This window comes from Actinosynnema sp. NPDC037264 (assembly GCF_055603705.1).
The window spans coordinates 1-25286 of the sequence record NZ_JBVJVK010000002.1 but is presented as its reverse complement, the minus strand read 5'-3'; the positions used below and the strand labels follow the sequence as shown (position 1 = coordinate 25286).

At 70.6% G+C, this 25286-nt stretch carries 20 protein-coding genes and 1 pseudogene; 8 read left to right on the top strand and 13 right to left on the bottom strand.

Annotated features, from left to right (window positions below):
- Positions 1-67 precede the first annotated feature (67 nt).
- Positions 68-967: an endo-1,4-beta-xylanase XynA gene (gene xynA, locus ACZ7GX_RS02570; protein WP_498772031.1), complete on the top strand. Its 900-nt coding sequence runs from the start codon at positions 68-70 to the stop codon at positions 965-967.
- A 331-nt stretch (positions 968-1298) separates the two neighbouring features.
- Complete coding sequence (locus ACZ7GX_RS02565; protein WP_498772029.1) at positions 1299-2984, top strand: TIR domain-containing protein; 1686 nt, start codon at positions 1299-1301, stop codon at positions 2982-2984.
- Here the strand turns inward: ACZ7GX_RS02565 and ACZ7GX_RS02560 are convergent.
- The 3 genes from ACZ7GX_RS02560 to ACZ7GX_RS02550 form a co-directional block, all read right to left on the bottom strand.
- A complete protein-coding gene (locus tag ACZ7GX_RS02560) occupies positions 2962-5082 on the bottom strand; it encodes a tetratricopeptide repeat protein (protein ID WP_498772028.1) in 2121 nt (706 codons plus the stop codon). The two genes, ACZ7GX_RS02565 and ACZ7GX_RS02560, sit on opposite strands and share 23 nt — an antisense overlap.
- Positions 5083-5116: 34 nt before the next feature.
- Positions 5117-5338, bottom strand: coding sequence for a DUF397 domain-containing protein (locus ACZ7GX_RS02555; RefSeq protein ID WP_498772026.1), 222 nt, complete (start codon positions 5336-5338; stop codon positions 5117-5119).
- Positions 5339-5590: 252 nt separating this feature from the next.
- Positions 5591-6427 carry a helix-turn-helix domain-containing protein gene (locus ACZ7GX_RS02550; RefSeq protein ID WP_498772024.1) on the bottom strand — a complete coding sequence of 279 codons (837 nt, stop codon included), beginning with the start codon at positions 6425-6427 and terminating at the stop codon, positions 5591-5593.
- An 896-nt stretch (positions 6428-7323) separates the two neighbouring features.
- Between ACZ7GX_RS02550 and ACZ7GX_RS02545 the strand changes: the two genes are divergently transcribed.
- Entirely contained in the window at positions 7324-8769 is a 1446-nt protein-coding gene (locus ACZ7GX_RS02545; RefSeq protein ID WP_498772022.1) for an MFS transporter, read from the top strand.
- A 58-nt stretch (positions 8770-8827) separates the two neighbouring features.
- Here the strand turns inward: ACZ7GX_RS02545 and glgB are convergent, their stop codons facing one another.
- From glgB to ACZ7GX_RS02505, 8 genes are all read right to left on the bottom strand, one after another.
- Entirely contained in the window at positions 8828-10597 is a 1770-nt protein-coding gene (gene glgB, locus ACZ7GX_RS02540) for a 1,4-alpha-glucan branching protein GlgB (RefSeq protein WP_498772020.1), read from the bottom strand.
- Positions 10594-11904, bottom strand: a complete 1311-nt coding sequence (locus ACZ7GX_RS02535) for a maltokinase N-terminal cap-like domain-containing protein (RefSeq protein ID WP_498772018.1) — start codon at positions 11902-11904, stop codon at positions 10594-10596. Before ACZ7GX_RS02535 ends, glgB begins: the two co-directional genes overlap by 4 nt.
- Complete coding sequence (treS, locus tag ACZ7GX_RS02530; protein ID WP_498772016.1) at positions 11901-13625, bottom strand: maltose alpha-D-glucosyltransferase; 1725 nt, start codon at positions 13623-13625, stop codon at positions 11901-11903. Before treS ends, ACZ7GX_RS02535 begins: the two co-directional genes overlap by 4 nt.
- Positions 13625-15592 (bottom strand): maltotransferase domain-containing protein, encoded by a 1968-nt coding sequence (locus ACZ7GX_RS02525; protein ID WP_498772014.1) that lies wholly within the window; start codon positions 15590-15592, stop codon positions 13625-13627. Before ACZ7GX_RS02525 ends, treS begins: the two co-directional genes overlap by 1 nt.
- Before the next feature lie 181 nt (positions 15593-15773).
- Positions 15774-16187 carry a VOC family protein gene (locus tag ACZ7GX_RS02520; protein WP_230571704.1) on the bottom strand — a complete coding sequence of 138 codons (414 nt, stop codon included), beginning with the start codon at positions 16185-16187 and terminating at the stop codon, positions 15774-15776.
- A gap of 78 nt (positions 16188-16265) precedes the next feature.
- On the bottom strand, positions 16266-17069 hold the full coding sequence (locus ACZ7GX_RS02515; protein WP_498772011.1) for an SDR family NAD(P)-dependent oxidoreductase: 804 nt from the start codon (positions 17067-17069) through the stop codon (positions 16266-16268).
- A gap of 40 nt (positions 17070-17109) precedes the next feature.
- Positions 17110-17427 carry a putative quinol monooxygenase gene (locus ACZ7GX_RS02510; RefSeq protein WP_498772009.1) on the bottom strand — a complete coding sequence of 106 codons (318 nt, stop codon included), beginning with the start codon at positions 17425-17427 and terminating at the stop codon, positions 17110-17112.
- Positions 17424-17855 (bottom strand): ester cyclase, encoded by a 432-nt coding sequence (locus ACZ7GX_RS02505; RefSeq protein WP_498772007.1) that lies wholly within the window; start codon positions 17853-17855, stop codon positions 17424-17426. Before ACZ7GX_RS02505 ends, ACZ7GX_RS02510 begins: the two co-directional genes overlap by 4 nt.
- A gap of 629 nt (positions 17856-18484) precedes the next feature.
- Between ACZ7GX_RS02505 and ACZ7GX_RS02500 the strand changes: the two genes are divergently transcribed.
- Positions 18485-19312 (top strand): helix-turn-helix transcriptional regulator, encoded by an 828-nt coding sequence (locus tag ACZ7GX_RS02500; protein WP_498772005.1) that lies wholly within the window; start codon positions 18485-18487, stop codon positions 19310-19312.
- Positions 19313-19439: 127 nt separating this feature from the next.
- Here ACZ7GX_RS02500 and ACZ7GX_RS02495 read toward each other — a convergent pair whose 3' ends face one another.
- The gene (locus ACZ7GX_RS02495) at positions 19440-20936 is read right to left on the bottom strand and encodes an MFS transporter (RefSeq protein WP_498772003.1); all 1497 of its coding nucleotides are present in this window, start codon (positions 20934-20936) and stop codon (positions 19440-19442) included.
- Between the two features lie 249 nt (positions 20937-21185).
- On the opposite strand from ACZ7GX_RS02495, the gene ACZ7GX_RS02490 reads away from it, so the two are divergent.
- The 4 genes from ACZ7GX_RS02490 to ACZ7GX_RS02475 all read left to right on the top strand — a co-directional run bounded on the left by ACZ7GX_RS02490 (position 21186) and on the right by ACZ7GX_RS02475 (position 25034).
- Positions 21186-21725, top strand: a complete 540-nt coding sequence (locus ACZ7GX_RS02490) for a hypothetical protein (RefSeq protein WP_498772001.1) — start codon at positions 21186-21188, stop codon at positions 21723-21725.
- A gap of 28 nt (positions 21726-21753) precedes the next feature.
- Positions 21754-22581: a type 1 glutamine amidotransferase domain-containing protein gene (locus ACZ7GX_RS02485; protein WP_230571697.1), complete on the top strand. Its 828-nt coding sequence runs from the start codon at positions 21754-21756 to the stop codon at positions 22579-22581.
- A 72-nt stretch (positions 22582-22653) separates the two neighbouring features.
- A complete protein-coding gene (locus tag ACZ7GX_RS02480; RefSeq protein ID WP_498771999.1) occupies positions 22654-24264 on the top strand; it encodes a thiamine pyrophosphate-binding protein in 1611 nt (536 codons plus the stop codon).
- Positions 24261-25034, top strand: coding sequence for a hypothetical protein (locus tag ACZ7GX_RS02475; RefSeq protein ID WP_498771997.1), 774 nt, complete (start codon positions 24261-24263; stop codon positions 25032-25034). Before ACZ7GX_RS02480 ends, ACZ7GX_RS02475 begins: the two co-directional genes overlap by 4 nt.
- Before the next feature lie 140 nt (positions 25035-25174).
- Here the strand turns inward: ACZ7GX_RS02475 and ACZ7GX_RS02470 are convergent.
- Positions 25175-25286: pseudogene (locus ACZ7GX_RS02470) on the bottom strand (amino acid ABC transporter permease); the annotation flags it as partial.

Below are 25286 nucleotides of genomic sequence, written 5' to 3'. Positions count from 1 at the left end.
TCCCCCGATGTCCGTCAAGATCAGAGGCGGGAGGTTGCTCCCGCTGACGGCGATCACTTTCCTGCTCATGGCAATTGTGACGTCGAACGCCCAGGCGGCGGTGACCACCAACCAAGAGGGCACCAACAACGGCTACTTCTACTCGTTCTGGACCGACAGCCAGGGCACCGTCTCGATGGAGCTGGGGTCCGGCGGCAACTACAGCACGTCGTGGCGCAACACCGGCAACTTCGTGGCGGGCAAGGGCTGGGCCACCGGCGGGCGCCGGACGGTCAACTACTCGGGCAGCTTCAACCCGTCCGGGAACGCCTACCTGACCCTTTACGGTTGGACCCGGAACCCGCTCGTCGAGTACTACATCGTCGACAACTGGGGCACGTACCGGCCCACCGGCCAGTACAAGGGCACGGTCACCACCGATGGCGGCACCTACGACATCTACAAGACGACGCGGACGAATGCGCCGTCCATCGACGGCACCCGGACCTTCGACCAGTACTGGAGCGTCCGGCAGTCGAAGAAGACCGGTGGCAGCATCACGTCCGGCAACCACTTCGACGCGTGGGCGCGCAACGGGATGAACCTCGGCAGCCACTACTACATGATCATGGCGACCGAGGGCTACCAGAGCAGCGGCAACTCCAACATCACGGTCGACGGCGTGTCCGGCGGCAACCCCGGCACGGGCAACCCGGGCACCGGCGGCTGCACCGCCACCCTGTCCGCGGGTGACAAGTGGAGCGACCGCTACAACCTCAACGTCTCGGTCAGCGGCTCGACCAACTGGACCGTGACGATGAACGTCCCGTCGCCCGCGAAGGTCCTGGCGACGTGGAACATCAGCGCGAGCTACCCGAACGCCCAGACGCTGACCGCGAGGCCCAACGGCAGCGGCAACAACTGGGGCGTGACCATACAGGCGAACGGCAACTGGACCTGGCCGTCCGTCTCCTGCGCGGCCGGCTGACCCCGCCAGCCGACCCTTCACCGACCCACTGGCACACGTGGCGCGACGGTCTTGAACCGTCGCGCCACGCTGCGTTCCCGGCCGGTGGCGCCCGAGACGTGCAGCCGGGAGCGGCCGGTGCCCGACTGCACTTACATGCCACCCCACCAGCGCCGATGCCGCCAGTCGGGCTTGTCAGGCGCATCCGGACCAGCCCTCGTGCCCCTGAGGTCTACCCTGATGCAGACCCGCTTAAAGCACAGTCGCGCCGCGGTTGCTATCGTCCTTCAGAGCAAACAGGCACTGAAAAGTGCCACGTAGCACTTTCGCCGCACAGTGACTCGGAGCACCAATGGATGACACACCCCCGTACACCGTCTTCCTCTCGTACGTACACGGGGAGCAGGACAACGCCGCGGCTGAAGAGCTGGTCCGATCGCTCACCGCGAGGGGGATCGAGGTCCTCTACGACCGGCAGCTCGCCCGTCGCAACCCGAGCTCACTGCACCAGTGGATCAGCCGTTGCATCCAGAACCACCCGGTCATCTACCTGATCTCCCGGAACTCGATCGCGTGGTACGACAACGACGACCCGACGACCGATCACCTCGGCATCCGCTATGAGACGAAACAGGTGATCCAGCGCCACTACGAGCACACGTCGCACGAGGGGTGCCCGATCATCCCGGTGCTGCTGCCCGACACACCGGCGGACGTGGCGCCGTTCGCGTTGCGGAGCTTGCAGATGGCCAAGCTCGACCAGATCGACCTCATCGTCGCGCGGATCAAGGACGTGCACAGGCACGAACGCGAGTCGATCAACGCGTCGGGGAACAGTGCCGAGCACCCTGCACCGGACAACGCCACGACGTCGACGACCGAGAGCCCACGCACGTTGCGGGACGTCCTTCGGGACCTCAGGCTGGTCGGCCCGGCCAACTCACCCGCACCAGGTCTGGTGCGCGAGTGGCACGCGCTCGCCTCTCGCGCCCCTCGACCGCTGGACCCCCGTGCGATCCGGATCTTCTCCACGGTCGAGCGGATCATCAAGGCGGCGGGTGACGTCGAACTCATGGCCGACGTCTCCGACCTCTGTCTCGCCGAACTCGAAGCGACCGACGGTGACGAGACGAGCAGCAGGGAAAGGGCGCGGTGGCTGATCTGCGGTCGCGCCTGGGTGCTGCGCAGGCGCAACGCACTGGACGAGGCGCTGCGGGTGACCCACGAGGGTGTGGCGATCGCGGAGGAGATCGACGACCAGACCCTGCTGGCGAAGGGCTGGCGGTGCCTGAGCCGGATCCACCTCGACATCGCGGCCACCCGGCTCGGCGACAAACGCGATCACCACTTGCACAAGGCGCACGAGTACCTCGACCGGGCGCAGAAGATGTTCCTGTTGGCCAACAACCCGCACGAAGTCGACGTGTGCCTGTTGATCGACGCCCGCATCTGGTTCACCCGGCACCGGCTGCTGGGGCATCGCCGTGCCCTTCGCATCGCCCGGAAGCTCGCGGACAGCGCGGAGGAGCGCCTGCGCATGGGTCGGCCATGCCGCGAGCGCTACGAAGCGGCCCTCCTGCGCGCCGAGATCGCGGTCAGGGCCGGCAACCTGGCGCTCGCGACCCGCTTGGCGGGAGGGGACTTGTTGACAGCGCTCCAGAACCGGGCCCGTGACGGGGCGTCCTACATCGAGCTTTCAGGCCGCTTGCACCTCCTCAGGGCCCACTTGGAGCGTGACCGCCGGGGTGCCGACGCCACCTCCGAGATCGACGCCGCGACGCGGATCTTCGAGAAGCTCGGCCTCGACCACCTCGTGGCGGACTGCCGATGGTTCACCATCCGGAGCACCCACAGGGACCGCGGCTTCTCGGCCGGGGACATCCGGGCTCTGGAGCGACTCTGCCCCGACCCGGTCGAGCGCGTCCGGGTGGCGGCGGAGGGCCGGACCTGGACGACCACGCAGGGGATCTGGGGCAGCATCGGCAACCGGAACTGGAAGGCGGTGGTCAAGAAGGTCAGGACGTCCGGAGCGCGCTGAGCGCCACGTCGCACCGCGCCGATTCGACGGCGCGGTGCTGACTCGCGTAGAGGTCGCGCGCCCGTCGCAGGACCGTCGGCGCCGATTCGTCCGCCAGTTCGGCCAACACGGATCCCAGGTGCTCGGCCACCTCGGCCTCGAACGAGATCGACCCCGTGGCGGCGGCCAAGGCGAGCGCTCGTTCGTAGTACTCCACGGCCGTCCGCAGGTCCTCCATCCGCCAGGTGATCGAAGCGAGATTGTCGAGGATCACCATCTGCCCACCGGCGTCCGCCGCCTCGTCGGCGATCCGCAGCGCTTCGGTGCAGAACTCCACCGCCTTCGCGGACGCTCCCAGCTCGGCGTGCGCACGTCCGAGGGCGTTGAGCGCGTGAGCTTCGCCGATGGCGTTACCCGCCGCCCGGTACTGGCGCACCGCCTGCGACGCGTGGTGCCGCGCCCCGTCCTGGTCACCTGACCGGGCGCACAAGCGGCTCAAGTCATGGTGGGTGTGGGCGGACTCCGTGATGTCGCCACCGTCCGCCGCGAGGTCGAGTGCGTGACGCAGTGAATCGGCGGCGGCGGCGAAATCACCGATCCGGGTCTGCGCGCGCCCCAGTTGACGAAGCGCGATACCGCTCATGGTTGGGTCGCCCAGCAGGCGGGCGGCCTCCACGCCCGCCTGCGAGGTGCGGACGTTCTCGGCCAAGTGCCCGCGCCGGTAGTGGAAGGTGTCGAGCGCACGGGAGAGGTGCCACGTGGTCGTGGGCCAGTTGCGCCGCACCGACTCGTCGAGCGCGGCCAGCACTTGTTGGTGCGCCCGTGCGAACCACGCGAACGCCTCCTCTTCCCCGGAGAAGGCCAAGGGCACGCAGCCGTCGACCGGCGGTGGCAGAGGTAGCCGAGTCCGGTGCGGGTACAGGAGGACGTCGGCGGCGTGTGCGGTGCGGGCGTAGAAGTCGACCCATCGCCGTGCGCTCTCCATCAGTGCCCCAGGCTCTTCCGCGTCCTCGGCGAGGGCGCCGGCCCACGCCCGTACCAACGAGTGCATCTGGAACCTGTCGGGCTCACGCTGCCACAACAGGTTCTTCGACTCCAGTGCGCGCAACAGCCGTCGTGCCGAACGCACCGCGTCGGCGAGCAGGGCGGCCGCGGCCGGCAGTTCGAGGTCGCCGGTCGGCGCCGCCCCGACGAGGCGGAAGGCCCGCGCTTGAGCCGGGGTCAGCGACGTGTACGACCACTCCAGCACTCCGCGCAGGCTCACGCTGCCGTCGTCGGACTCGAACGCGTCCACACCGGCCACCGACTCGTCGAACTCCTCCGCCAGGTGGGACAGCGGGAAGTCGGGATGTGCGGACACGCGAGCCGCGACGATGGCGAGCGCGAGCGGCAACCCGGCACAGGCCTCGACCAGGACGTCCGCCGCTCGCGCGCCGGATTCCCCTTCCACGGGTCCGACCCGGCTCTCGAACAGTTCCTTCGCCGCATCCCGGTTCAACACGTCGAGGTGCAACGAGGCGGTCGGTCGAAGACGCAGACCGTGCGGGCGGGTCCTGCTCGTGACCATCACCGCGCACGACGGCGTGCCCGGCAGCGCGAGGTGGACCTCCTCGTTCTCATCGACGTTCTCGAGCACGATGAGCACCGCCTGGTCCGCGATCAGGCTGCGGTAGAGCGCCGCGGCGGACTGCTCATCACCCGGAATCGCACCCGGGTCGGCCCCGAGTGCGAGGAGGAACCCGTGCAACACCCGTTGCACGGGTGAGCCGGGCAGTTCACGCGAACTGGCGAAGTCGGCGAACAGCTGACCACCGGCATAGCGCGACGACTGCCGGTGCGCCCACTCGATCACCAGGGCCGACTTGCCGATCCCACCGACTCCCTCGACCACGAGCACCGGGAGTTCACCGTCGCCCACCGCCGCTTCGAGCGCGCTGTCGAGAAAGGACAGTTCGCGCCCGCGGCCCACCAGCGAGCGGTGCCGAGCCGGCAGTTGACGTGGCGCGCGTCGTGACGATCCGGGTGACGAGACGACGTGGACGCCACCGTGGACGGCACCGACCTGCACGACGGTCCCGCCGACGGAGGACGTGACGCTGTTGCTGGCGTCCAGGTTCATCGCTCAGGGCCGTGGCAAGCGGGATCGATGTGCTTCATGCGCTCTTGAGGTCGGAGAGGAAGGACAACCACGAGGATCCGGTGAAGCTCAAGCGCTCCCCGCCGCGGTTGCGCGAGCTCCTGACGGCGATGCGACTGTCGCGCACCGCGATTTCGACACAAGCGCTGTTGATGTTGCCGCCACTGGCCGAACTCTTCACCCAGACCCTGCCCGTGGAGTCCACCTCGACCACCACGGTCCCGCCCGTTCGCTCCACGCAGCCCCCTTCGCACCGACTTCACCCCGTCCGGCACCTGCCCCCACAGTGGATGTGCCGTGACGAGCGCGCCCTCAGGCACCACCACGAAGCTAGTCGCGGAAGACGGTTCGCCAAAACCGCCGATAGACGTACCGGGGTATCTACGCACAGCGCTCGACGCTGCGCCCGAATGCCCACTCAGACCGCATTATTGCGCACATCCGACCAACCGGGCCGAGACGTCGCGCGGCCGACCGGAACACCACTCGACTATTTCAGCTCATCCTTGAGCTCCCCGATGAATTCGACGGTCTGCCCCTTCGGGGTCGCTACCTCGTCCAGCATGGTGAAGGCATTCAAGTATTTCTCCACCTCGTCCCGGTTGTCCCGGACGAGCACATCCCTCAAAGGCTCCTCCAGGACGAGGATCTTGCCATCCTCGAGCTCACCGAGGTCCAGGATCGAAAAAGACCCCTTCAAGCCCAGGTGACCGCCGGCCACATCGAACGGAAGGAGCCTGATGGAAACGTTCGACAACTGGGCCGCATCGATGAGTCGTTGATATTGACCACGCATCACGTCGACGCTGCCGACACGACGGCGAAGCACCGCCTCGTCCAAGATGAAGACCAGGTCAGGGCCACCCGGACCGACAATGCCTTGCCGCTGCGATCGAATTTTGACGCCGAGGTCGACAGCCTCTTCGTCGTATCCGAACGCACCGGTGAGGACCCTTGTGTAATCCGCCGTCTGCAGCAGTCCGGGCATGGTGAGGGACTGGTACTGGGAGATGCGGACAGCCGATGCCTCATAGCCGATGAAACTGTAGAACTGAGGCTCGACAAGCGATCGGTACTCTTTCCACCAGGCCCGCTGACGGCTCGCCCTGGCCTCCGACACCAGAGAGTCGACCTTGGCCTGGTCCTCCACCCCGTAAAGCAACAGTAAGGCGCGCAAGTCGGTTATCCCGACGTTAGTGGCGCCGTTCTCGATGCGAATGACCTTCGACACGGACCAGTCCAGCCGCTCAGCGGCATCCTTCTGGGTCAGTCCAACGCGTTCACGCAGTCGACGCAGCTCAGACCGAAGACGCCGCTGGTGGACCATGGGAGTGTCACCTTGACTCATGCTGCCCTCCGTTAGCTGGTGGCATTCTGCCACATGTCACATGGAGCATCGCAGAGTGATAGGGGCCGCGTTACAGGTTCCACGATGAAGGATTACTTACCGCATAGTCCTGTAAAAGGACCTACCTGGCTGTGCAGCACCCGCCTGAGCCAACCGGAGCCGCATGAACACGCTGCGTAACAGTCGGGCACCTCCCGCTCGCCTTTCGGGCGGTCACGAAAGGATGCAGGCCACAGGTTGCGCAAGATCGCCACTAGCAGCGGATTCCTCGACCACCGTCACGTGGAATGACGCGCCCGCGACCTGAGCGGCGGAAGCGAAGCGCGGCCGACAACCAATGGACGACCACTCTCCGCTATAGGCGCCAGTCGCCCCAGCGGCCCATAGACACTTCGAATGTGGTTCGTATCAAGACAGGCATTGGTCTATTCCACACAGAGGGGAATTACGACGAACTCGGACGCACACGACATCGTGCCCGCCGCACCGATGGTGGAGAACGGGTCGTCGAAGGGCCGATCCAATCCGGCGCGGATCAGAGTGCGCCACAGCACTCGTCGTGTGCACGCAACGCCGCCGACCAGGTCGCCAGTGGCACGAGGTAGTTGACGCCACACAGAACCCCACGCGGTTCGTCGTCGTCCCCCAGCCCTCAGGGGTGACCGCGGCGGAGCGGGATCGGGCGCGAACCGGCCTTGGTGGCACGAGCCTGTCGGACCGATCGCAAACGGTCGTTCATGGCGCGCCCCAGTACGTTAACTACCCATAGCCGCGCGCATTTCCCGCTCGAAAGGGCCTTGCCCTGGATCGGTTCCCCTCCCTTGAGGACAGTGGAGGCGCAATCCGCTTTTCCCCTCGTCCTAGGGAGTTCGACGTTGTCCAGTACAGCTGAAACGCGGGCCGGGCGACCGGTCGGCGGTGGGGCGCGCGGTGGGCTCGTCCTGCTGTTGTTGTGCGCCGCGCAGTTCATGATCGTCCTCGACTTCTCCATCACCAACGTGGCGCTGCCGACCATCCAGACCGACCTCGGCTTCTCCGTCAACGACCTGCAGTGGGTGGTCAGCGCCTACGCCCTGACCTTCGGCGGGTGCCTGTTGCTCGGCGGGCGGGTCGCCGACCTGCACGGGCAGCGGCGGCTGTTCATCGTCGGGTTGTTGGTGTTCGGCCTCGCCTCGCTGTTCGCCGGGCTCGCACAGGACGCCGCGCAACTGGTCGTGTTGCGCGGCGTCCAGGGCTTGGCGGCGGCGTTCGTGGCGCCGGCGGCCCTGGCGTTGTTGACGACCTCGTTCCCCGAAGGCCCGGCCCGCAACCGCGCGCTGGGCGTGTGGGGCGCGGTGCTGTCGTTGGGGTTCGTGTGCGGTGTCATCGCGGGCGGTGTGCTGACCGACCTGCTGAACTGGCGGTGGGTGTTCTTCATCAACGTGCCCATCGGCGTCGTCACCGGTGTCGCGGCGGTCGTGTTCCTCACCGAGGTCGCCCGGCCCGCCACCCGCACGAAGCTCGACCTGCCCGGCGCGGTCACGGTCACGGTGGCGTTGATCAGCCTCGTCTACGGGCTGTCGGTGGCGCACACCCACGGCTGGCTCGGCGCGACGACGTTGACCGCGTTCGGCCTGTCCGCCGTGCTGCTGGTGGCGTTCGTGCTCATCGAGAACAAGGCGCCGCACCCGCTGGTCCCGATGAGCATCTTCCGGCTGCGCGCCCTGGTGGTGGCCAACGTGACGAACCTGGTGCTGATCGGGGCGTTCGTCGGCTCGACCTACATCGTCACGCTGTACCTCCAGGTGATCGAGCGGTACACGCCGTTGCGCACGGGGTTGACGTTCTCCGTGCTCGGCCTCACCGCCATGCTCGCCGGGTTCACCGCGGGCCGGATCGCGGCGAAGATCGGCTCACGGGCCGCGATGGTCCTCGGCGTCGCCGCGCAGGCGGTCGGGTCGCTGGTGATGGCCGCGCTGCCCTCCGGCGCGGCGGGGCTGGTCGCGGTGCTCGTCGGCACGGCCCTGGTCGGGTTCGGCAACATCACCGCGGTCGTGATGATCATCATCTCCGCGACGGCGGGCGTGCCCGACGACCGGCAGGGACTGGCCGGCGGTCTGTTCAACACCTCCCAGCAGCTCGGTTCCGCGCTCGGTGTCGCGCTGTTCGCCGCCATCGCGGTGAGCCGCACGGCCGGTGAGCTGCCGGCGGGCGCGTCCGTGGCCGAAGCGCCGGCGGCGGCCCTGCTGTCGGGCTACCGGTTCTCGTTGCTGCTGTGCGGTCTGCTCGCCGTCGCGGCCGGGCTGTTCGCCGCGCTCGCCGACCGCCGCCGGGCGAACTGACCCCGAGCACGCGAAAAGGCTCGTAGGACGTGCCGGTCCTACGAGCCTTCTCGCGTGCTCAGAAGCGGGTGAGCCAGACCGCGGCACGGGCGGGCAACGCCAGTTCCGCCACCGCGCGCCCGTCCTCCGGCACGGCCACGACCGCCTCGGGCGCACCGGCGCCGCCGAACTCGACGGCCTCGGTGTGCAGCAGCACCCGCCACACCCCGGACGACGGCAACGGCAGCCGGAAGCCCTCCCTGGCCACGCCGAAGTTCGCCACGCACACCACGTCGGGCGCACCGGGCGCACGCCGCCCGAACGCCACCACGGCGCGTGCCGGGTCGTCGTCGACCAGCCACTCGAAGCCGTCCGGCCGGTCGTCACCCCGGTACAGCGCGGGGTGCAGCGCCTGCACCCGGTTCAGCGCCGCGACCAGCCGCGCTACGCCAGCGTGCACGGGATCGTCCAGCAGGTCCCACGGCAGCTCGAGGTGATCCGCCCACTCCTGCGGCTGACCCAGCTCACCACCCATGAACAGCACCTGGCCTCCGGGGTGCGCCCACAGGTGCGCGAGCAGCACCCGCAACCCCGCCGCGCCACCGGTCTTGGCGATCAGCGAGCCCTTGCCGTGCACGACCTCGTCGTGCGACAGGGGCAGCAGGTAGCGCTCGCCCCAGGCGTAGGACACGGGCAGCTTCAGCCGCTCGTAGTCGCCGTCGCGGAAGTACCGCAGCGTGTCGTGCATCCAGCCGAGGTTCCACTTGCGGTCGAACCCCAGGCCGGACGGCGAGGTGACGCCGGGCCAGGTGGTGGACTCCTCGGCGATCAGCAGCGCGTCCGGGTGCAGCCGACCCACGGTCGCCGTCAGCTCCCGCAGGAACGCCACCGCCTCCAGGTTCTCGTTGCCACCCAGCTCGTTCGGCTCCCACTCACCCGGCCCGCGCGAGTAGTCCCGGTAGAGCATCGACGACACCGCGTCCACCCGCAGGCCGTCCACGTGGAACTCCTCGAGCCAGTACAACGCGTTGGCCACCAGGAAGTTGCGCACCTCGGGCCGACCGAAGTCGAACACGTACGTGCCCCAGTCGGGGTGCTCGCCCCGGCGCGGGTCGGGGTGCTCGTACACCGGCACGCCGGTCAAGCGCCCCAACGCCCAGTCGTCCTTGGGGAAGTGGGCGGGCACCCAGTCCAGGATCACGCCGATGCCGCGGCGGTGCAGCACGTCCACCAAGTGCCGCAGGTCGTCCGGGCTGCCGTGGCGCGCCGTGGGCGCGTAGTACGACGTCACCTGGTAGCCCCACGAGCCGCCGTACGGGTGCTCGGCCAACGGCAGCAGCTCCACGTGCGTGAACCCGAGCCGGACCACGTGGTCGGCGAGCCGTTCGGCCGCCTCCCGGTAACCCAGGCCGGCCCGCCACGACCCCAGGTGCACCTCGTACACGCTGATCCGGTCCGGCCGGTGCCGCCACCCGCCGTCCGACCACACGTGCCGCGACCGCGCCACCACCGACTCGGTCGCGGGCGGCGGCGCGGTGCGGAACGCCAGCGGGTCGGCCTTGTCCCGCCACACGCCGTCCTCGCCCAGGATGCGGAACCGGTAGCGGTGCCCCTCCCGCGCCCGCGGCACCACGGCCTGCCAGACGGGGATCAGCGGGTCGCACGCCAGCTCCGACGAGCCCCACTCGCCGGTCACCCGCACCGCACGCGCGCCGGGCGCCCAGAGGGCGAAGCGCACGCCGTCGTCCACGACGTGCGCGCCCAGCACCTCCCACAGCCGCTCGTGCCGCCCCTCGGCGATCAGGTGGCGGTCCAGGTCGGCGAGCGCCAGCGTGACGACGGCGGTCACGACGACCCGCCGACCAGCTCGCGCACGGCCCGCAACGGCACCGGCAGCCAGCCCGGCCGGTTCGCCGCCTCGTACCGCACCTCGTACAGCGCCTTGTCCAGCTGATAGGCCCGCAGCACGGTGGACGCGGCCCGCAGGTCGAGGCCCGACTCGCTGGCGTACCCGGCGAGGAACGCGCGCTGGGCGTCGCGCACCCAGTGCCGGCTGCGGCGCTCGTCCTCCACCGACCAGTAGGTCGCGGTGAGCCGGTGGTGCCCGGCCACGTAGTCCAGCGACCGCAACATCCCGGCCACGTCGCGCAACGGCGAGTCGGGACGGGCCCGTTCGGCGGGTGGCGCGGACGGCTCGCCCTCGAAGTCCAGCAGCACCCAGCGGCCGTTGCCGCGCAGCACCTGGCCCAGGTGCAGGTCGCCGTGCACGCGCTGCACCTCACCGGGCTCCGCCGCGCGGACGCGGTCGCCCAACGCCACCCGCAACGCCGCCGCGTAGGGCCGCAGCGTCGGCGCGACCTCCAGCGTCTCGGCCAGCCGGGTCAGGAACCGGTCGGCCAGCGCCTCGTGGTCGGCGGGCGCGGCGCCGAGCGCGCGACCCAGGTCGGCGTGCACGGCGGCGACGGCGACGCCCAGCCGTCCCAGCTCGCCGACCAGGTCCAGCTCGCGGGGCGTGCCGGTGAGCGTGTGCCCCAGGTCGGCGCGCGCGGCCTCCCACCCCTCGACGGCGCCGTCCACGAAGGACTCGACCAGCCCCAGCGTGTCCGTGCCGTCCAGCGTGATCGAGCCGAGCAGGCGCGGCACGTACAGGCTGTCGCGCAGCACCCGGTGCAGCGTGAGGTCGGGGTTCTCGCCCGGCCACACCCGCCGGAACGCCTTGAGCACGCTGTGCCGGCCGATCACCAGAGAGGTGTTGGACTGCTCCACGCCCATCGGCCGCACGTCGCCCGCGCGTTCCGGCAGGTCCACGCCCAGCTCGGGCCGGAACGCCACCGCGCCGGTCGTCCCGGCCTGGGCCACCAGCTCGTACAGCCGCGTCACCAGCTCCGGGTCGGCGAGCGCGTCGTAGTGCACCTCGCCGTCGACGGCTCCGATCACCGCGTCGGCCAGGCCCGCGGGCAGGTCGGCGCGGATGCCGACGGGCACGTGGAAGCGGCCGTGCGCGGTGCCGACGACGGCGATCACCCCGCGCACCGGCCCGTCCGCGAAGGGCTCCACCCGCTCGACGGTCACCTCTCCCGCGTCCTCGGCGGGGAACCACCGCTGTCGCGGCAGCCAGTCGGCCAAGCCGGGCAGACCCGTGATGGCGGTGGTCATCGCGAAGGCACCTCCAGGTGGACGGCGAACCAGTAGAAACCGTGACCGGGCAGGGTGATCTGGTACGGGGCCGCGCCGATCACCGGGAACTCCACTCCACCGGTCAGCTCGGTCAGCTCGTGCCCCTGGAACTCCCGCAGGTCCAGCTCGACGGCCTGCGGGTGGCGGGACAGGTTGTTCACGCACAGCACGATGTCCAGGCGGCCGTCCTCGGCGACGTGCTCGCGCAGGTAGGTCATCACGGCGGCGTTGCCCGAGGGCAGCTCGCGGAACCCGCCGAGGCCGAACGCGCGGTGCCCGCGGCGGACGTCGATCATCCGCTTGGTCCAGCGCAGCAGCGAGCCGGGGCTGTCGATCTGCGCTTCCACGTTCAGGCTCTGGTAGCCGTAGACCGGGTCGGAGATGACCGGCAGGTAGAGCCGGCCCGGGTCGCCGGCGCTGAACCCGCCGTTGCGGTCGGGCGTCCACTGCATCGGCGTGCGCACGCCGTCCCGGTCGCCGAGCCAGATGTTGTCGCCCATCCCGATCTCGTCGCCGTAGTACAGCACCGGCGACCCGGGCAGCGACAGCAGCATCGCGGTGAACAGCTCCAGCTGGTTGCGGTCGTTGTCCAGCAACGGTGCCAGGCGCCGCCGGATGCCGATGTTGGCCTTCATCCGGGGGTCCTTGGCGTACTCGGCGTACATGTAGTCACGTTCCTCGTCCGTGACCATCTCCAGCGTCAGCTCGTCGTGGTTGCGCAGGAAGATGCCCCACTGGGCGCCGGCCGGGATCTCCGGCGTGGCCGCCAGGACCTCGGAGATCGGCACCCGCGACTCCTGCCGCACGGCCATGAAGATGCGCGGCATCAACGGGAAGTGGAACGCCATGTGGCACTCGTCGCCGCCGACGCTCTGGTCGCCGAAGTAGTGCACGACGTCCGACGGCCACTGGTTGGCCTCGGCCAGCAGCACGCGCCCCGGGTACTCGTCGTCGACGACCTTGCGGCACAACCGCAGGAACTCGTGCGTCTCGGGCAGGTTCTCGCAGTTGGTGCCCTCGCGCTCGAACAGGTACGGCACCGCGTCCAGCCGGAACCCGTCGATGCCGAGGTCCAGCCAGAACCGCAGGACGTCGAGCATCGCCTCCTGCACGGCCGGGTTGTCGTAGTTGAGGTCGGGCTGGTGGCTGAAGAACCGGTGCCAGTAGAACTGGCCGCGCACCGGGTCGTAGGTCCAGTTCGACGTCTCGGTGTCCACGAAGATGATGCGCGCGTCGGCGTACTTGGAGTCGTCGTCGCTCCACACGTAGAAGTCGCCGTACGGCCCGTCGGGGTCGCGGCGCGACTCCTGGAACCAGTGGTGCGAGTCGGACGTGTGGTTGAGCACCAGGTCGGTGATGACCCGGATGCCCCGCTTGTGCGCCTCGTCCAGCAGGTGCACGAAGTCCTCGATCGTGCCGAACTCCGCCAGCAGCGCGCGGAAGTCGCGGATGTCGTACCCGCCGTCGCGCAGCGGCGAGTCGTAGAACGGCGGCAGCCACAGGCAGTCCACGCCGAGCCACGCGAGGTAGTCCAGGTGGTCGGCCAGCCCGCGCAGGTCGCCCGAGCCGTTGCCGTCGGCGTCGTGGAACGCGCGGACGAGCACCTCGTAGAAGACCGCGGACTTGTACCACTCGGGCTCGACCCCGATGGGCGTGGCGGCGGGCGGCGCCTCGCCGCTGGGCAGCAGGCGGCGCGGCATCAGGCCCTCACCGCCACGATGTGCGCGACGGCGCGGGCGGGGTCGAGGCGCACGTAGTTGCTCGGGCCCCACTCCCACGTCCGGCCGGTCACCTCGTCGTGCGCGGTGAACGCGGGCGGCACGCCGAGGGCGGCGAGGTCGGGGGTCAACGTGCCCTCCTGCGGTCGGTCGGGGTCGAGGGTCACCACGGCCAGCACGGTGTCGCCGGTCGCGGGGTCGCGCTTGGAGAACGCCAGCAGCGCGGGGTTGTCGACGGCGTGGAATGCCAGGCCGTCCAGCGACCACAGCGCGGGGTGCGCGCGGCGGACGCGGTTGAGCAGCGTCAGCCACGGCTCCAGGGACGCGCCACTGGCCCGTGCGGCGGCGTAGTCGCGCGGGCGCAGCTCGTACTTCTCGGAGTGCCGGTACTCCTCGCCGCCGGGCGTGGCCGCCTCGTTCTCGTAGAGCTCGAAACCGGAGTACACGCCCCACGTCGGCGAGAGCAGCGCGGCCAGCGCGGCGCGGATGGCGAACATCGCCGGTCCGCCCTCCTGCAGGTGCCTGGGCAGGATGTCGGGCGTGTTGACGAACAGGTTCGGCCTGGCCTCGTGCGCGTGCGCGGCCAGCTCCTTGCCGAAGCCCTCCAGCTCCGCCTTGTCCTCGCGCCAGGTGAAGTACGTGTAGGACTGCGTGAAACCGAGGCGGGCCAGGCCGTACAGGCGCGCGGGCCGGGTGAACGCCTCGGCCAGGAACAGCACGTCCGGCCGGTCCCGGTGCACCTCCTCGATCAGCCACGCCCAGAAGTCCGGCGGCTTGGTGTGCGGGTTGTCGACCCGGAAGATCCGCACCCCGTGGTCGATCCAGAGGTGCACCACGCGCAGGACCTCCGCGTACAGGCCCTTGGGGTCGTCGTCGAAGTTCAGCGGGTAGATGTCCTGGTACTTCTTGGGCGGGTTCTCCGCGAACGCCACGCTGCCGTCGGGCAGGCGGGTGAACCAGTCGGGGTGCTGCCCGACCCACGGGTGGTCCGGCGCGCACTGCAGCGCCAGGTCGAGCGCCACCTCGATGCCCAGTTCGGCGGCCCGCGCCACGAACGCGTCGAAGTCGGCGAACGTGCCCAGCTCCGGGTGGATGGCGTCATGTCCACCGTGGACGGAGCCGATCGCCCACGGCGAGCCGACGTCGCCCTCCAGCGCGACGAGCGCGTTGTCCTTGCCCTTGCGGTTGACCTCGCCGATCGGGTGGATCGGGGGCAGGTACACCACGTCGAAGCCCATCGCGGCGACCCGGTCCAGCTCCTCGGCCGCGGTGCGGAACGTGCCGTGCACCGGCCGTCCCTGCGCGTCCACGCCGCCGGTGGAGCGGGGGAAGAACTCGTACCAGGAGCCGAACGCGGCCTTCGGCCGGTCCACCCACAGCCGGTGCGGCACGCCCTCGGTGACCAGGTCGCGCACCGGGTGCTCGTGCAGCTCGGCGAGCACGGCCTCGTCGAGCGCGGCGGCCAGCCGGTCCGCCAGCGGCAGCGCGCCGGAGCGCAGCCGGGCCGCGGCGGAGCGCAGCAGCACGCCGTTCGCGTCCTCGTCGAGCGCCGCGCGCTCCAGCAGCCGTGCGCCGAGCTCCAGGTCGTTGGCCAGGTCGGTCGCGCCCTGCCCGGCGCCGGTCTTGGCGCGGATCGCGTGCAGCCAGGTCGACCACGGGTCCGACCACGCGTCGACCCGGAACTCCCACTCCCCCACGGCGTCCGGCACGATCACCGCGGCCCAGCGGTCCGCGCCCGCGTCGTCCACCCGCATCCGGGTGCTCTGCCAGGCGCCGTCCGGGCCGCGCCAGCGCACCGTCGCGGCGACCGCGTCGTGGCCCTCGCGCCACACCGCGGCCCGCACCGGCACGTGCTGCCCGACCACGGCCTTGGCCGGCCGCGCACCCGACGACACCGCCGGGTAGACGTCGTCAACGACGAGTCTCCCCACCGTCGCGTCATCCTTCATCAGGTCCACCTCTCGGATTTCCGCGGGCTTTCGGAACTCTTCGCCCACGTCTTTCGAGAATGACTGGGGATTACGCGCGGAACCATCAACGCGAGACCACTCGGAAAATTCGACGTAGTAGCCCGGAAAGCACGGGACCCGGCGCTCGACGAGGTCGAGGCCGGGTCTCGTGGGTGGTGCCCTACAGGTCGTCGCGGTAGCCCTGGCTGACCTCGACCACGACGCCGTCGGGGTCGGTCAGCCACGCGCTTCGCCAGCCCGGGATGAAGCCGTCGAAGTCGATCGGCCCCAGGTTGACCTGCGCGTCTTCGCCCATCTGCGCGAGCAGGGCGTCCACGTCGTCCACCTGGAACGCCAGGTGGCGCACCGTGCCGACGTGGTCCGGGCCGTCGCGCTCCACCAGCGTGGGCGCGCCGGCCGCGTCCACCGCGGCGCCGCCGAACAGCTCCAGGTACGCCTCACCCGATTTCAGGAAGACGATGGACGTCTCCCCGAGGTCGAAGTAACGGGCGCGCTTGAAGCCGAACCAGCGCGTGTAGAACTCCTCGGTCGCTGCCAGGTCGCGGCAGTTGAGCGCGACGTGGGACCACTTCATGGGGATCGCCTTTCGGTGATGGCAGTCGGCGACCCGTTCCGCGTGACGTCGGTCGGCGCGGCGTCAGTCCGGGTGGCGTCAGGTCGGGGGCAGGCCGACCAGCTCGCTGCTGAGCCGCCACAGCCGCCGCCGCGCGGACGGGTCGTAGCACTGCGCGTGGGCACGGGCTTCGCGGACGCCGTCGTAGTAGCGCCCGGTGATCCCGGCGAGGTCGGCGGAGAGCGCGAGGCGCAACGTCGCCTCGGAGCCCTCCGCCACGGTGCTCATGGTGTAGCCGAAGGTCTCGTGGACCATCTTGGTGCCCATCAAGGACGCCGGGTGCAGGCTGTTCACGGTGGCCTGCGCCGGGTCGAGCCGCTCGGCCAGCTCGAAGCAGGTCGCGATCTGGGCCAGTTTGCTCTGCCGGTAGGCGCGCAACGGCTCGTAACCCCGGCGCAGCATCACGTCGTCGAAGTCGATCGGGGACTGCCCGGCCGACGCGACGGTGACGATCCGCGCGGCGGGTGCCAGCAGCGGCAGCAGCAGCCTGGTGAGGAGGAACGGGGCGAGGTGGTTCACGGTGAACCTCAGCTCGTGGCCCGCCGCGCCCTCCAGGCGCTGGTCGTCGCGGCGTCCCGCGCCCATCCCGGCGTTGTTGATCAGCACGTCCGGCCGCGCGCCGTCGTCGGCGAGGCGTGCGGCGAAGGCGCGGACCTGGTCGAAGTCGGCGAAGTCCGCCAGGTAGGTCCGCACGTCACCACCGAGGTCACGCGCCGCGTTCGCGAGGCGTTGCTCGTCACGGCCGTGGATCAGCACGGTCACCCCGGTCTTGACGAGCCTGCGGGCCAGGTCGAGCCCGAGGCCGTCCGTGGCTCCGGTGACCAGGAAAGTGCGGTCCTTCAACGGTGTTTCTCCTTCGGTTCGACTCGCGACCGGCCGCCGGTCAGGCCAGCTCGGTGACCGCGCGCACGCTCTGGGAGACGGGGTCGCCCTCCAGGCACGGCGCGAACTGCTCCCACACCGGGATGATCTTGGCGAGGTGGTCGTCGAGGTGCTGCCGGCTCTCCCAGCGCTCGAAGAGCGTGAACTTGTTCACGTCATCCTCGTGGCGCAGCCAGGTGAAGTCCACGCAGCCCTCGTCCCGCAGGGACAGCCGCTGGATCTCGGCGAGCGTGCGCAGGGCCTCGCCCTGGTGCTGGGGCTTGACGGTGATGTGCAGCAGGAACGTGGGCATGGTGATCCCCTTCACGGACGTGGTCACGGCAGCGGCACCCCGAGCTGGCGCAGCAGGCCCGCGGTGTCGGCCTGGACCCAGCGCTCGGCGATCCGGCCGTGCTCGAACCGGAAGACCTCGATGCTGGTCCAGGTGATCGGCTCACCGGTGGCGCGCTGACCGAGGAAGTCCTTGACGAACCGCCCGGTGAAGGTGATGTGGATGACGACCTTGTCGTCGCCGGCCGGGTAGATCAGGTCGTGGTGCGAGGTGAACGCCATCGCCTCGTGCGCCTCGGCCAGCAGCACCTTGAGCTCGGCGACGTCGCGGACGCTCCACGCCGGGTTGTTGTCGATGAAGCCGGGCGCGAACAGCTCGTCCATGTCGTCGTAGCGGCGCTCGTTGACGACGTCGTTGAGCGTGCGGATGGCGAGGACGTGCTGCTCCTCGACCCGCAGCGGATCCGTTGTGGTCACTGGGTTTTCCTCCGGTCCGAGTGGACTGTGCGCCACCCAGCCTGCCGAGCGGCGCCGGGCCGGACAATCAGCCCGGGTCCACTGTGGCAACTGCGCTCAGACGTGGTGGCCGACGGCACGTCGGTCGCGCGGAACGTGGGCTCGACGCGGCCCACGCCGTGCCCGGGCACCCTCCCGCCCGTGGAGAACCGGCCCGGTGGGGCGAGCTGCCCGGCTCGGGCTACGGGATCACGTAGGGGCAGGATCACAACGCCGGAGTCCCGTCCGATCCGGCCGGCCACCCCGACGAGGCGGGAGAGGCGCACGATCGGGTCGACGGGTCGCGCGTCCGGCGGGCACGCGTCAGCGGAGCCGGCCAGGTCGCGCGACGGCGGGTGTTCGCCCGCCCACAGCGATTCGTGGCCCGCTCCCCCGGCCGACGACGCGATCCCGGCGAGTTCGGCGAGGCCCGCGGTCGGCGCCGCGGTCGACGCGGACAGGGCCACCGCGGGCGGCGGGTCGACGGCGCGGAGCCGCGTCACGACGATCCCCCATGGTGGGAAGGGAGCGCTGAGCAGGCCGTGCGACCGCCGCGCGCGAATACGATGTCCGGGTTCCACCCAGCTCGGCCCGACCGCGGAGACACCCCGATGACCGACCACCGCAAGCGTGAGCTGGGCGCGTTCCTGCGCGCTCGCCGGGAACGGCTCAAGCCGCAGGACGTCGGCCTGGCGTCCGCCGGCCGTCGGCGCACGCCCGGCTTGCGCCGCGAAGAGGTCGCGCAGCTCTCCGGCGTCGGCCTGACCTGGTACACGTGGCTCGAGCAGGGCCGCGACATCCCGTCGTCCCGGCAGGTGATCGAGGCGCTGGCGACGGCGTTGCGGCTGGACGACGACGACCGCGACCACATCTTCGAGCTGGCCGGGCTCCGCGCCGCCGAGCCGCGTTCGCCGGACGGCGAGCTGCCCGCGCTCGTGCAGCGGGTGCTGGACAACCTGATGCCCAACCCCGCGTACGTGTTCGACCAGCGGCTGGACATCCTGGCGTGGAACGCGGCGCAGGCGGTGCTGTGGGTCGACCCGGCGACGGTCGAGCCGCCCGAGCGGAACCTGCTGTGGCTGATCTTCACCGACCCGCTCGTGCGGTCGCTGCTGGTGGACTGGGAGTCCGCGGCGGGCAGCGTGCTCGGCCAGTTCCGCGCGGCGGCCGGGCGCAACAGCGGCGACCGGCGGTACGCCGAGATCGCGGACCGGTTGCGCGAGGCGAGTCCGGAGTTCGGCAAGCGCTGGGACTCCTACCCCGTGGCGGAGTTCGACGTCGAGGTCAACCGGCTCGACCACCCGAAGGTCGGCCGCATCGACCTGGACCTGCTGCACCTGCGCCTGGTCGAGCACCCGACCCTGACGGTAGTGCTCCAGACCCCGGTCGGCCCGGTCGACTCGGCCCGCATCGCGACGCTGCTCGACCGCTTCGACTGACACGGGGTGGTGGGGGGGGGGGGGGGGGGGGGGGGGGGACAACCACCCCCCCCCCCCCCCCCCCCCACCACTCGTCCTGGTCTGCCCCGGGGGAATGCGGCGCGGCCAGGACGTCATCGCGGTCCGGTCAGGCGGCCGCGCGCTTGCGGGTCAGCGTCACGCCGATCACCGACGCGACCACGGACACCACCACGGCCACGACGAGCGCGTAGCGGAAGCCCGCCACCAGCGACGCCGGGTCAGCCTGCTCCAGCGGTGTGCCCTCGGCGAGCATCCCGCCCGTGACGCCGACCGCGATCGCGGCGAACGCCGCCGCGCCGAGCGCCGCGCCCAGCTGCTGCGAGGTGTTCAGCAGGCCGCCCGCGAGGCCCTGCTGGTGGTCCGGCACACCGGACGTCGCCGAGATGCTGACGATCACGACCGCGGACACGTGGCCGAAACCGATGACCGCCATGCCGACGAGGATCCACCAGATCGCGCCGGTGGCGGGCAGGATCGCCAGGGCCACGGTGCCGACCGCCTGCATCAGCAGGCCGCCGACGAGCGTGGCCGTGCCGCCCAGCTTCCCGGACACCTTGCCCGCCGCCATGCCCGCGACCACCGCGGTCGCGCCGAGCACGGCGAACGTCAACCCCGTCTGCAACGGCGTGAAGCCCTCCACGCCCTGCAGGTAGAGGGTGAGGATGTAGGCGATGCCCACGAACGAGCCGATCAGCAGCACGTTGATCAGGTTGGCGATCAGCAGCACGCGCTGCGCGACGACCTTGAGCGGGATCAGCGGGTGCGGGCTGCGCTGCTCGATCGCCAGGAACGCGGCGAACAGCACGATCGACAGCACGAGCGAGATCAGCCAGCCGAGGCCGCCCTGGGTGATCGTGGACAGCGCGTACACCATGCTGATCACCGAGCCGGTGATGGTGACCGCGCCCGGCACGTCGAGCTTGCGGTTGCTCTCCTGGCCGTGGCTCTCGCGGATGAGCTTGGGCGCCAGCAGCGCCGCGCCCAGGCCGATGGGCACGTTGACGAAGAACACCCACCGCCAGTTCAGCACGTCGGTGAGGATGCCGCCCAGCACCACGCCCGACACGAAGCCGAACGACAGCACCGCGCCGTAGACGCCCAGCGCGCGGTTGCGCTCCGGCCCTTCCGGGAACGACGTGGTGAGCAGTGACAGCGCCGCCGGCGCGACCACCGCCGCCGCCAAACCTTGCGCACCGCGCAACAACACCAACTGCACGTCGTCCTGCGCGATGCCCGCGACCAGCGACACCAGCGCGAAGGCGACGAGGCCGATGATGAACAGGCGGCGGCGACCGTAGAGGTCGGAGATCCGGCCGCCGAGCATCAGGAATCCGCCGAAGGTGATGGCGTAGGCGCTGATGACCCATTGCAGGCCGGAAGTCGTGAAGCCCAGCTCGGTCTGGATGACCGGCAGCGCCACGTTGGTGATGGAGAAGTCCAGGGCGATCATGAACTCGGCCAGGCACAACAACAGCAGGACGAGACCGGCATTCGGACGCCGGCCCGACGCGGTGGCCCCGGTCGTGCTGGTAGTGGTCGCCGCATCCGACGCGGCGGTGCCCGTGGGCGGCCCTGCAGCCGTCTGGTCGGCAGTTTGAGACAAAGTCGGCTCCTTGATATCGCCGGCGTTACGCCGATGCGCCCACCCTCCTCATTCCGCAACCGGGTAACCAGACCAGGGTCTTTCCTAGTAGCAGGACTACCAGGCAACGCGCACCGGCCGCCGCTGTGGGGCTCATCACCAGGGCTATCACGTCGAGCGCAAAAGCCCCCGTAACACGGGCGCAAACAAGCCCCTTCCGCAATTCCGTCAAGTACACCCAGTTGCACCGGCTGCCTTGCCCCGGACCACTTGCGCGGATTGACTCATGTCGTCAATCACGACACCAAAGATGTCACAGCGGGTGACGGTCGCCACGGTCCGTTCGCCACCGACACGGCCACACGGGAGAAATCAGTGCCAGCAACCCTCGACAATGATCTGATCAGCCGGTTCGTCGGCGATTGGTACCGCGCTCTCGACGAGCACGGCACCGAGGACGAGGTGCTCGGATATCTCGTCGACACCAACCTCGCGATGACCTTCCCGGAAGGCACGCTCAGGACCACCGAGGAATTCCTGGGTTGGTACCGGACGGTCGTCAACCGCTTTTTCGACGAAGTGCACGAAGTCACCGAGGTGACGTCGTCCATTCGCGGCGACGTGGCCGACGTGAAGGTGCGCGTGAATTGGCAGGCACGAATCTGGAACCCGCCGGCGGCGACCAGCCAGTGGCTGGGTTTCGACGCCGACCAGACGTGGCAGGTCGTGCGCGACGACGCGGGGCGCCTGCGCATCCGCTCGTACGTCGTGGACGCCCTGCACCCGATGCCCGGCTCCGCCGAGCTCTGAGCAACCCTCACACCCAGGGAGTAGAGAAGTGACCCGACGAGTTCTCGTGGTGCTGTCCGAGTACGGCTACTGGGGGGAGGAGCTGGTCGGTCCGCTGGAGGCGTTCGACGCCCGCGGCTACCAGGTCACCTTCGTCACCCCCACCGGCAAGCGCGCCCACGCGCTGCCGCCGAGCATGGACCCCGACTACATCGACCCGCCGCTCGGCCGCACGGTGACCACGCCGGAGATGGCCCGCGCGGTCCGCGCGCTGGACGAGTCCGACCGGCTGGACAACCCGCTCAGCCTGGCCGACCTCATCCCCGAGCGGCCCTACCACAGCTCGATCAACTTCCTGCGCGAGCTGGAGGCCTACCACCGCAACCTGCAGCCCGCGGTGGACGACCTGGTCGCGGCCTACGACGCGCTGGTGCTCGTCGGCGGCTCCGGCCCGCTGGTCGACATGGTCAACAACGAGCGCCTGCACGAGGTCACCCTCGGCTTCTTCGCCGCGGACAAGCCGATCCTGGCCGAGTGCTACGGCGTCACCGTGCTGGCCTTCGCCCGCGACTGGGAGTCCCGCCAGAGCATCATCTACGGCAAGCACGTCACGGGCCACCCCAAGGAGTACGACTACAAGGACGGCACCGGCTTCCTCGGCGTCGACTTCAACATGGGCCCGCCCCCGTTCCCGCTGGAGTACATCCTGCGCGACGCGACGGGTGCGTTCGGCGGCTTCCACGGCAACGTCGGCAAGGAGCTGTCGGTGATCGTGGACTACCCGTTCGTCACCGCGCGGTCCACTCCGGACTCCGCGCTGTCCGGCGAGCTGCTGGTGCGCACGCTGGAGAACGGCCTGCGCCGCTACGGCTGGTAAGGCGTCACGGGCGGACGCGGCGCCGGTCCGCGCCGCGTCCGCCACCACACTGGGGAAGGTGGATCGAAGCACATGACCAAACGACCGGGACGGGTCGCGATCTTCGAGCAGTTCGCGGCCGACGGCATCACGCACATGTTCGGCAACCCGGGCACCGTCGAGCAGGGTCTGCTCGACGCCATGGGGCAGACCGAGATGTCCTACGTGCTGGCGTTGCAGGAGAGCGTGGCCGTGGCGATGGCCGACGGGTACGCCCGCGCCTCGCAGCGGCCGGGCCTGGTGCAGCTGCACACGGGCGTCGGCCTCGGCAACGCCGTCGGCATGCTGTACCAGGCGAAGCGGGGAGGCTCGCCACTGGTCGTGATCGCGGGCGACGCCGGTGTGCGTTACGACGCGATGGACGCGCAGATGGCCGTCGACCTGGTGGCCATGGCCGAGCCGGTGACGAAGTACGCCACCCGGGTCACCGATCCGGACTCGGTGCTGCGGGTGCTGCGCCGGGCGGTGAAGATCGCCATGACGCCACCGCGCGGTCCGGTGTTCGTGGCGCTGCCCGCGGACGTGCTCGACGCCGTCACCGAGGAACCGGCGCTGCCGACCGTGGTGCCGTCGACGCGCGTGCTGCCGGAGCCCGCGCTGGTGGCGCGGATGGCGTCGGTGCTGTCGGGCGGCAGGCGTCCGCTGGTGCTGATGGGCGACGGTGTCGCGACGAGCGGCGCGCAGCGCGAGCTGGCCACCGTGGCGCAGCTGCTGGGCGCGCGGGTGTACGGGGTGAACTCGTCGGAGGTCAACATCGACGCGGCCGACCCGTCCTACGCGGGCAACGTCGGCCACATGTTCGGCGCGGACAGCGCACGCATCGTCGGTGACGCGGACCGCGTGCTGATCGTGGGCACGTACGTGTTCCCCGAGGTGTTCCCCGCGTTGAGCAACCCGTTCTCGCGGGACGCCCGGATCGTCCACATCGACCTGGACGCCTACGAGATCGCGAAGAACCACCCGGTGGAGATCGGTGTGGTGGCCGACCCGAAGCTCACGCTCGCGGCGCTGGCCGTGGAGCTGGGGCACCAGGGCGGGGAGGTCGCCGCGCCGCCCGCGCGTCCGGTCAACCGCACCGTCGCGCCGTCGGGTCCGCCGAGCGTGCTGGAGCTGTTCACCGAGCGGTTGGCGCAGCAGGCGCCGAACGACCTCATCCTGTTCGACGAGGCGCTCACCGCGGGCGAGCCGCTGGGGCGGCACCTGCCGGCGCGTGAGCCGGGCCGCTTCTTCCAGACCCGCGGTGGTTCGCTCGGGATCGGCATCCCCGGCGCGCTCGGCGCGAAGCTGGCGCGGCCGGACCAGCCGGTGATCGCGTTCACCGGCGACGGCGGCAGCATGTACACGATCCAGGCGCTGTGGACGGCCGCCCGGCACGACATCGACGCCAAGTTCGTGATCTGCAACAACGGCCGCTACCGGTTGCTGGACCACAACATCGACCAGTACTGGCGGGAGCAGGGCATCGAGCCGCACGAGCGGCCGAGCGCGTTCGACCTGACCAAGCCCGCCATCGGGTTCACGCAGCTGGCCGCGTCGCTCGGCGTGCCCGGGCGCCGGGTGAGCCGGCTGCGCGAGGTGGACGGGGCGGTGGCCGAGATGCTGAGCCACCGCGGGCCGTTCCTGATCGACCTGGTGATCGAGTGAGCGGGGCGGCCGGCCGCGGTCGGTTGGAGCGGGCCGAGGTCGTGGCGCTGGTGCGCGAGTGGCACGGGGCGTTGGAGCGGCACGTCGACGTGGCGGAGCTGCGGGGGCGGCTCGTGCGGTCGGGGTTGTTGCTGCGGTTGCCCGGCGCGACGGTGCGGGACGGCGAGCAGTTCGCGTCCTGGTACCGCGAGGTGAGCGACTCGTGCTTCGACCAGCGGCGGGACGTGCTGTCGGTGGAGGTCGACCTGGTGTCGCCGCTGCACGCCGAGGTGACCGTGACGCTGCGGTGGGAGTCGCGGCGCTGGCAGCGGCCCGCGCCGCGGAGCCGGTGGACGGGCTGCCTGCTGACCGAGCAGTGGCTGGTCGTGCTCCAGGACGGCGAGCCGCGCATCCGCACCCTGGTGACGCGAACCACCCAACCGCTACCGGGCTCACCTCCCCCGATCGGGGACGACGACCGGACGGCGCCGGCCCTGTCCCTGGTCGCCGGACAGCCCGCGCCGACCCCGGCAGCAGGGGCGCCGGCACGATCCGGCGCGGCCGGGCAGAGCGCGGCGCTCTCCGCGCCGGGACTGCCGGGCGGGGCCCTGGTCACCGACGAGGCGCGAACGGCAGGCACCTCCTCGGCCGACCACACCGGGCGACCACGGCCGGCCTCGGACCCCGCGCGGCCGGTGGCGGGCGAATCACCCACCGCCGACACCGCGCAGCCGGACGCCGCGGGCTCACCGGCCGCGCCCCAGGCCCGCGGCGAGCTCGTCGCGAGCTGATCGCGAGCTGATCCACCTCCCCACCACCGGCGGCGGCGCGGCACTTCCGCGCGCCCGGTGTCACGCGGTGGGGGGGGGGGGGCAGCCCCCCCCCCCCCCCCCCCCCCCCCCCCCGCCCCCACCCCCCCCCCCCCCCCCCCCCCCCCCCCCCCCCCCCCCTCCGCCTGGCCGACCGGGACGGTGTTGATGCCGGCCCGCACGACCTCGCACACGAACGCCGCCGTGTAGAGGATCAGCGCGGTGAGGGCGGCG

Coding starts and splice junctions, on each gene's coding strand:
- xynA (WP_498772031.1), top strand. CDS start 68: ATGGCAATTGTGACGTCGAACGCCCAGGCGGCGGTGACCACCAACCAA.
- ACZ7GX_RS02565 (WP_498772029.1), top strand. CDS start 1,299: ATGGATGACACACCCCCGTACACCGTCTTCCTCTCGTACGTACACGGG.
- ACZ7GX_RS02560 (WP_498772028.1), bottom strand. CDS start 5,082: ATGAACCTGGACGCCAGCAACAGCGTCACGTCCTCCGTCGGCGGGACC.
- ACZ7GX_RS02550 (WP_498772024.1), bottom strand. CDS start 6,427: ATGGTCCACCAGCGGCGTCTTCGGTCTGAGCTGCGTCGACTGCGTGAA.
- ACZ7GX_RS02535 (WP_498772018.1), bottom strand. CDS start 11,904: ATGACCACCGCCATCACGGGTCTGCCCGGCTTGGCCGACTGGCTGCCG.
- treS (WP_498772016.1), bottom strand. CDS start 13,625: ATGCCGCGCCGCCTGCTGCCCAGCGGCGAGGCGCCGCCCGCCGCCACG.
- ACZ7GX_RS02525 (WP_498772014.1), bottom strand. CDS start 15,592: ATGAAGGATGACGCGACGGTGGGGAGACTCGTCGTTGACGACGTCTAC.
- ACZ7GX_RS02520 (WP_230571704.1), bottom strand. CDS start 16,187: ATGAAGTGGTCCCACGTCGCGCTCAACTGCCGCGACCTGGCAGCGACC.
- ACZ7GX_RS02500 (WP_498772005.1), top strand. CDS start 18,485: ATGACCGACCACCGCAAGCGTGAGCTGGGCGCGTTCCTGCGCGCTCGC.
- ACZ7GX_RS02480 (WP_498771999.1), top strand. CDS start 22,654: ATGACCAAACGACCGGGACGGGTCGCGATCTTCGAGCAGTTCGCGGCC.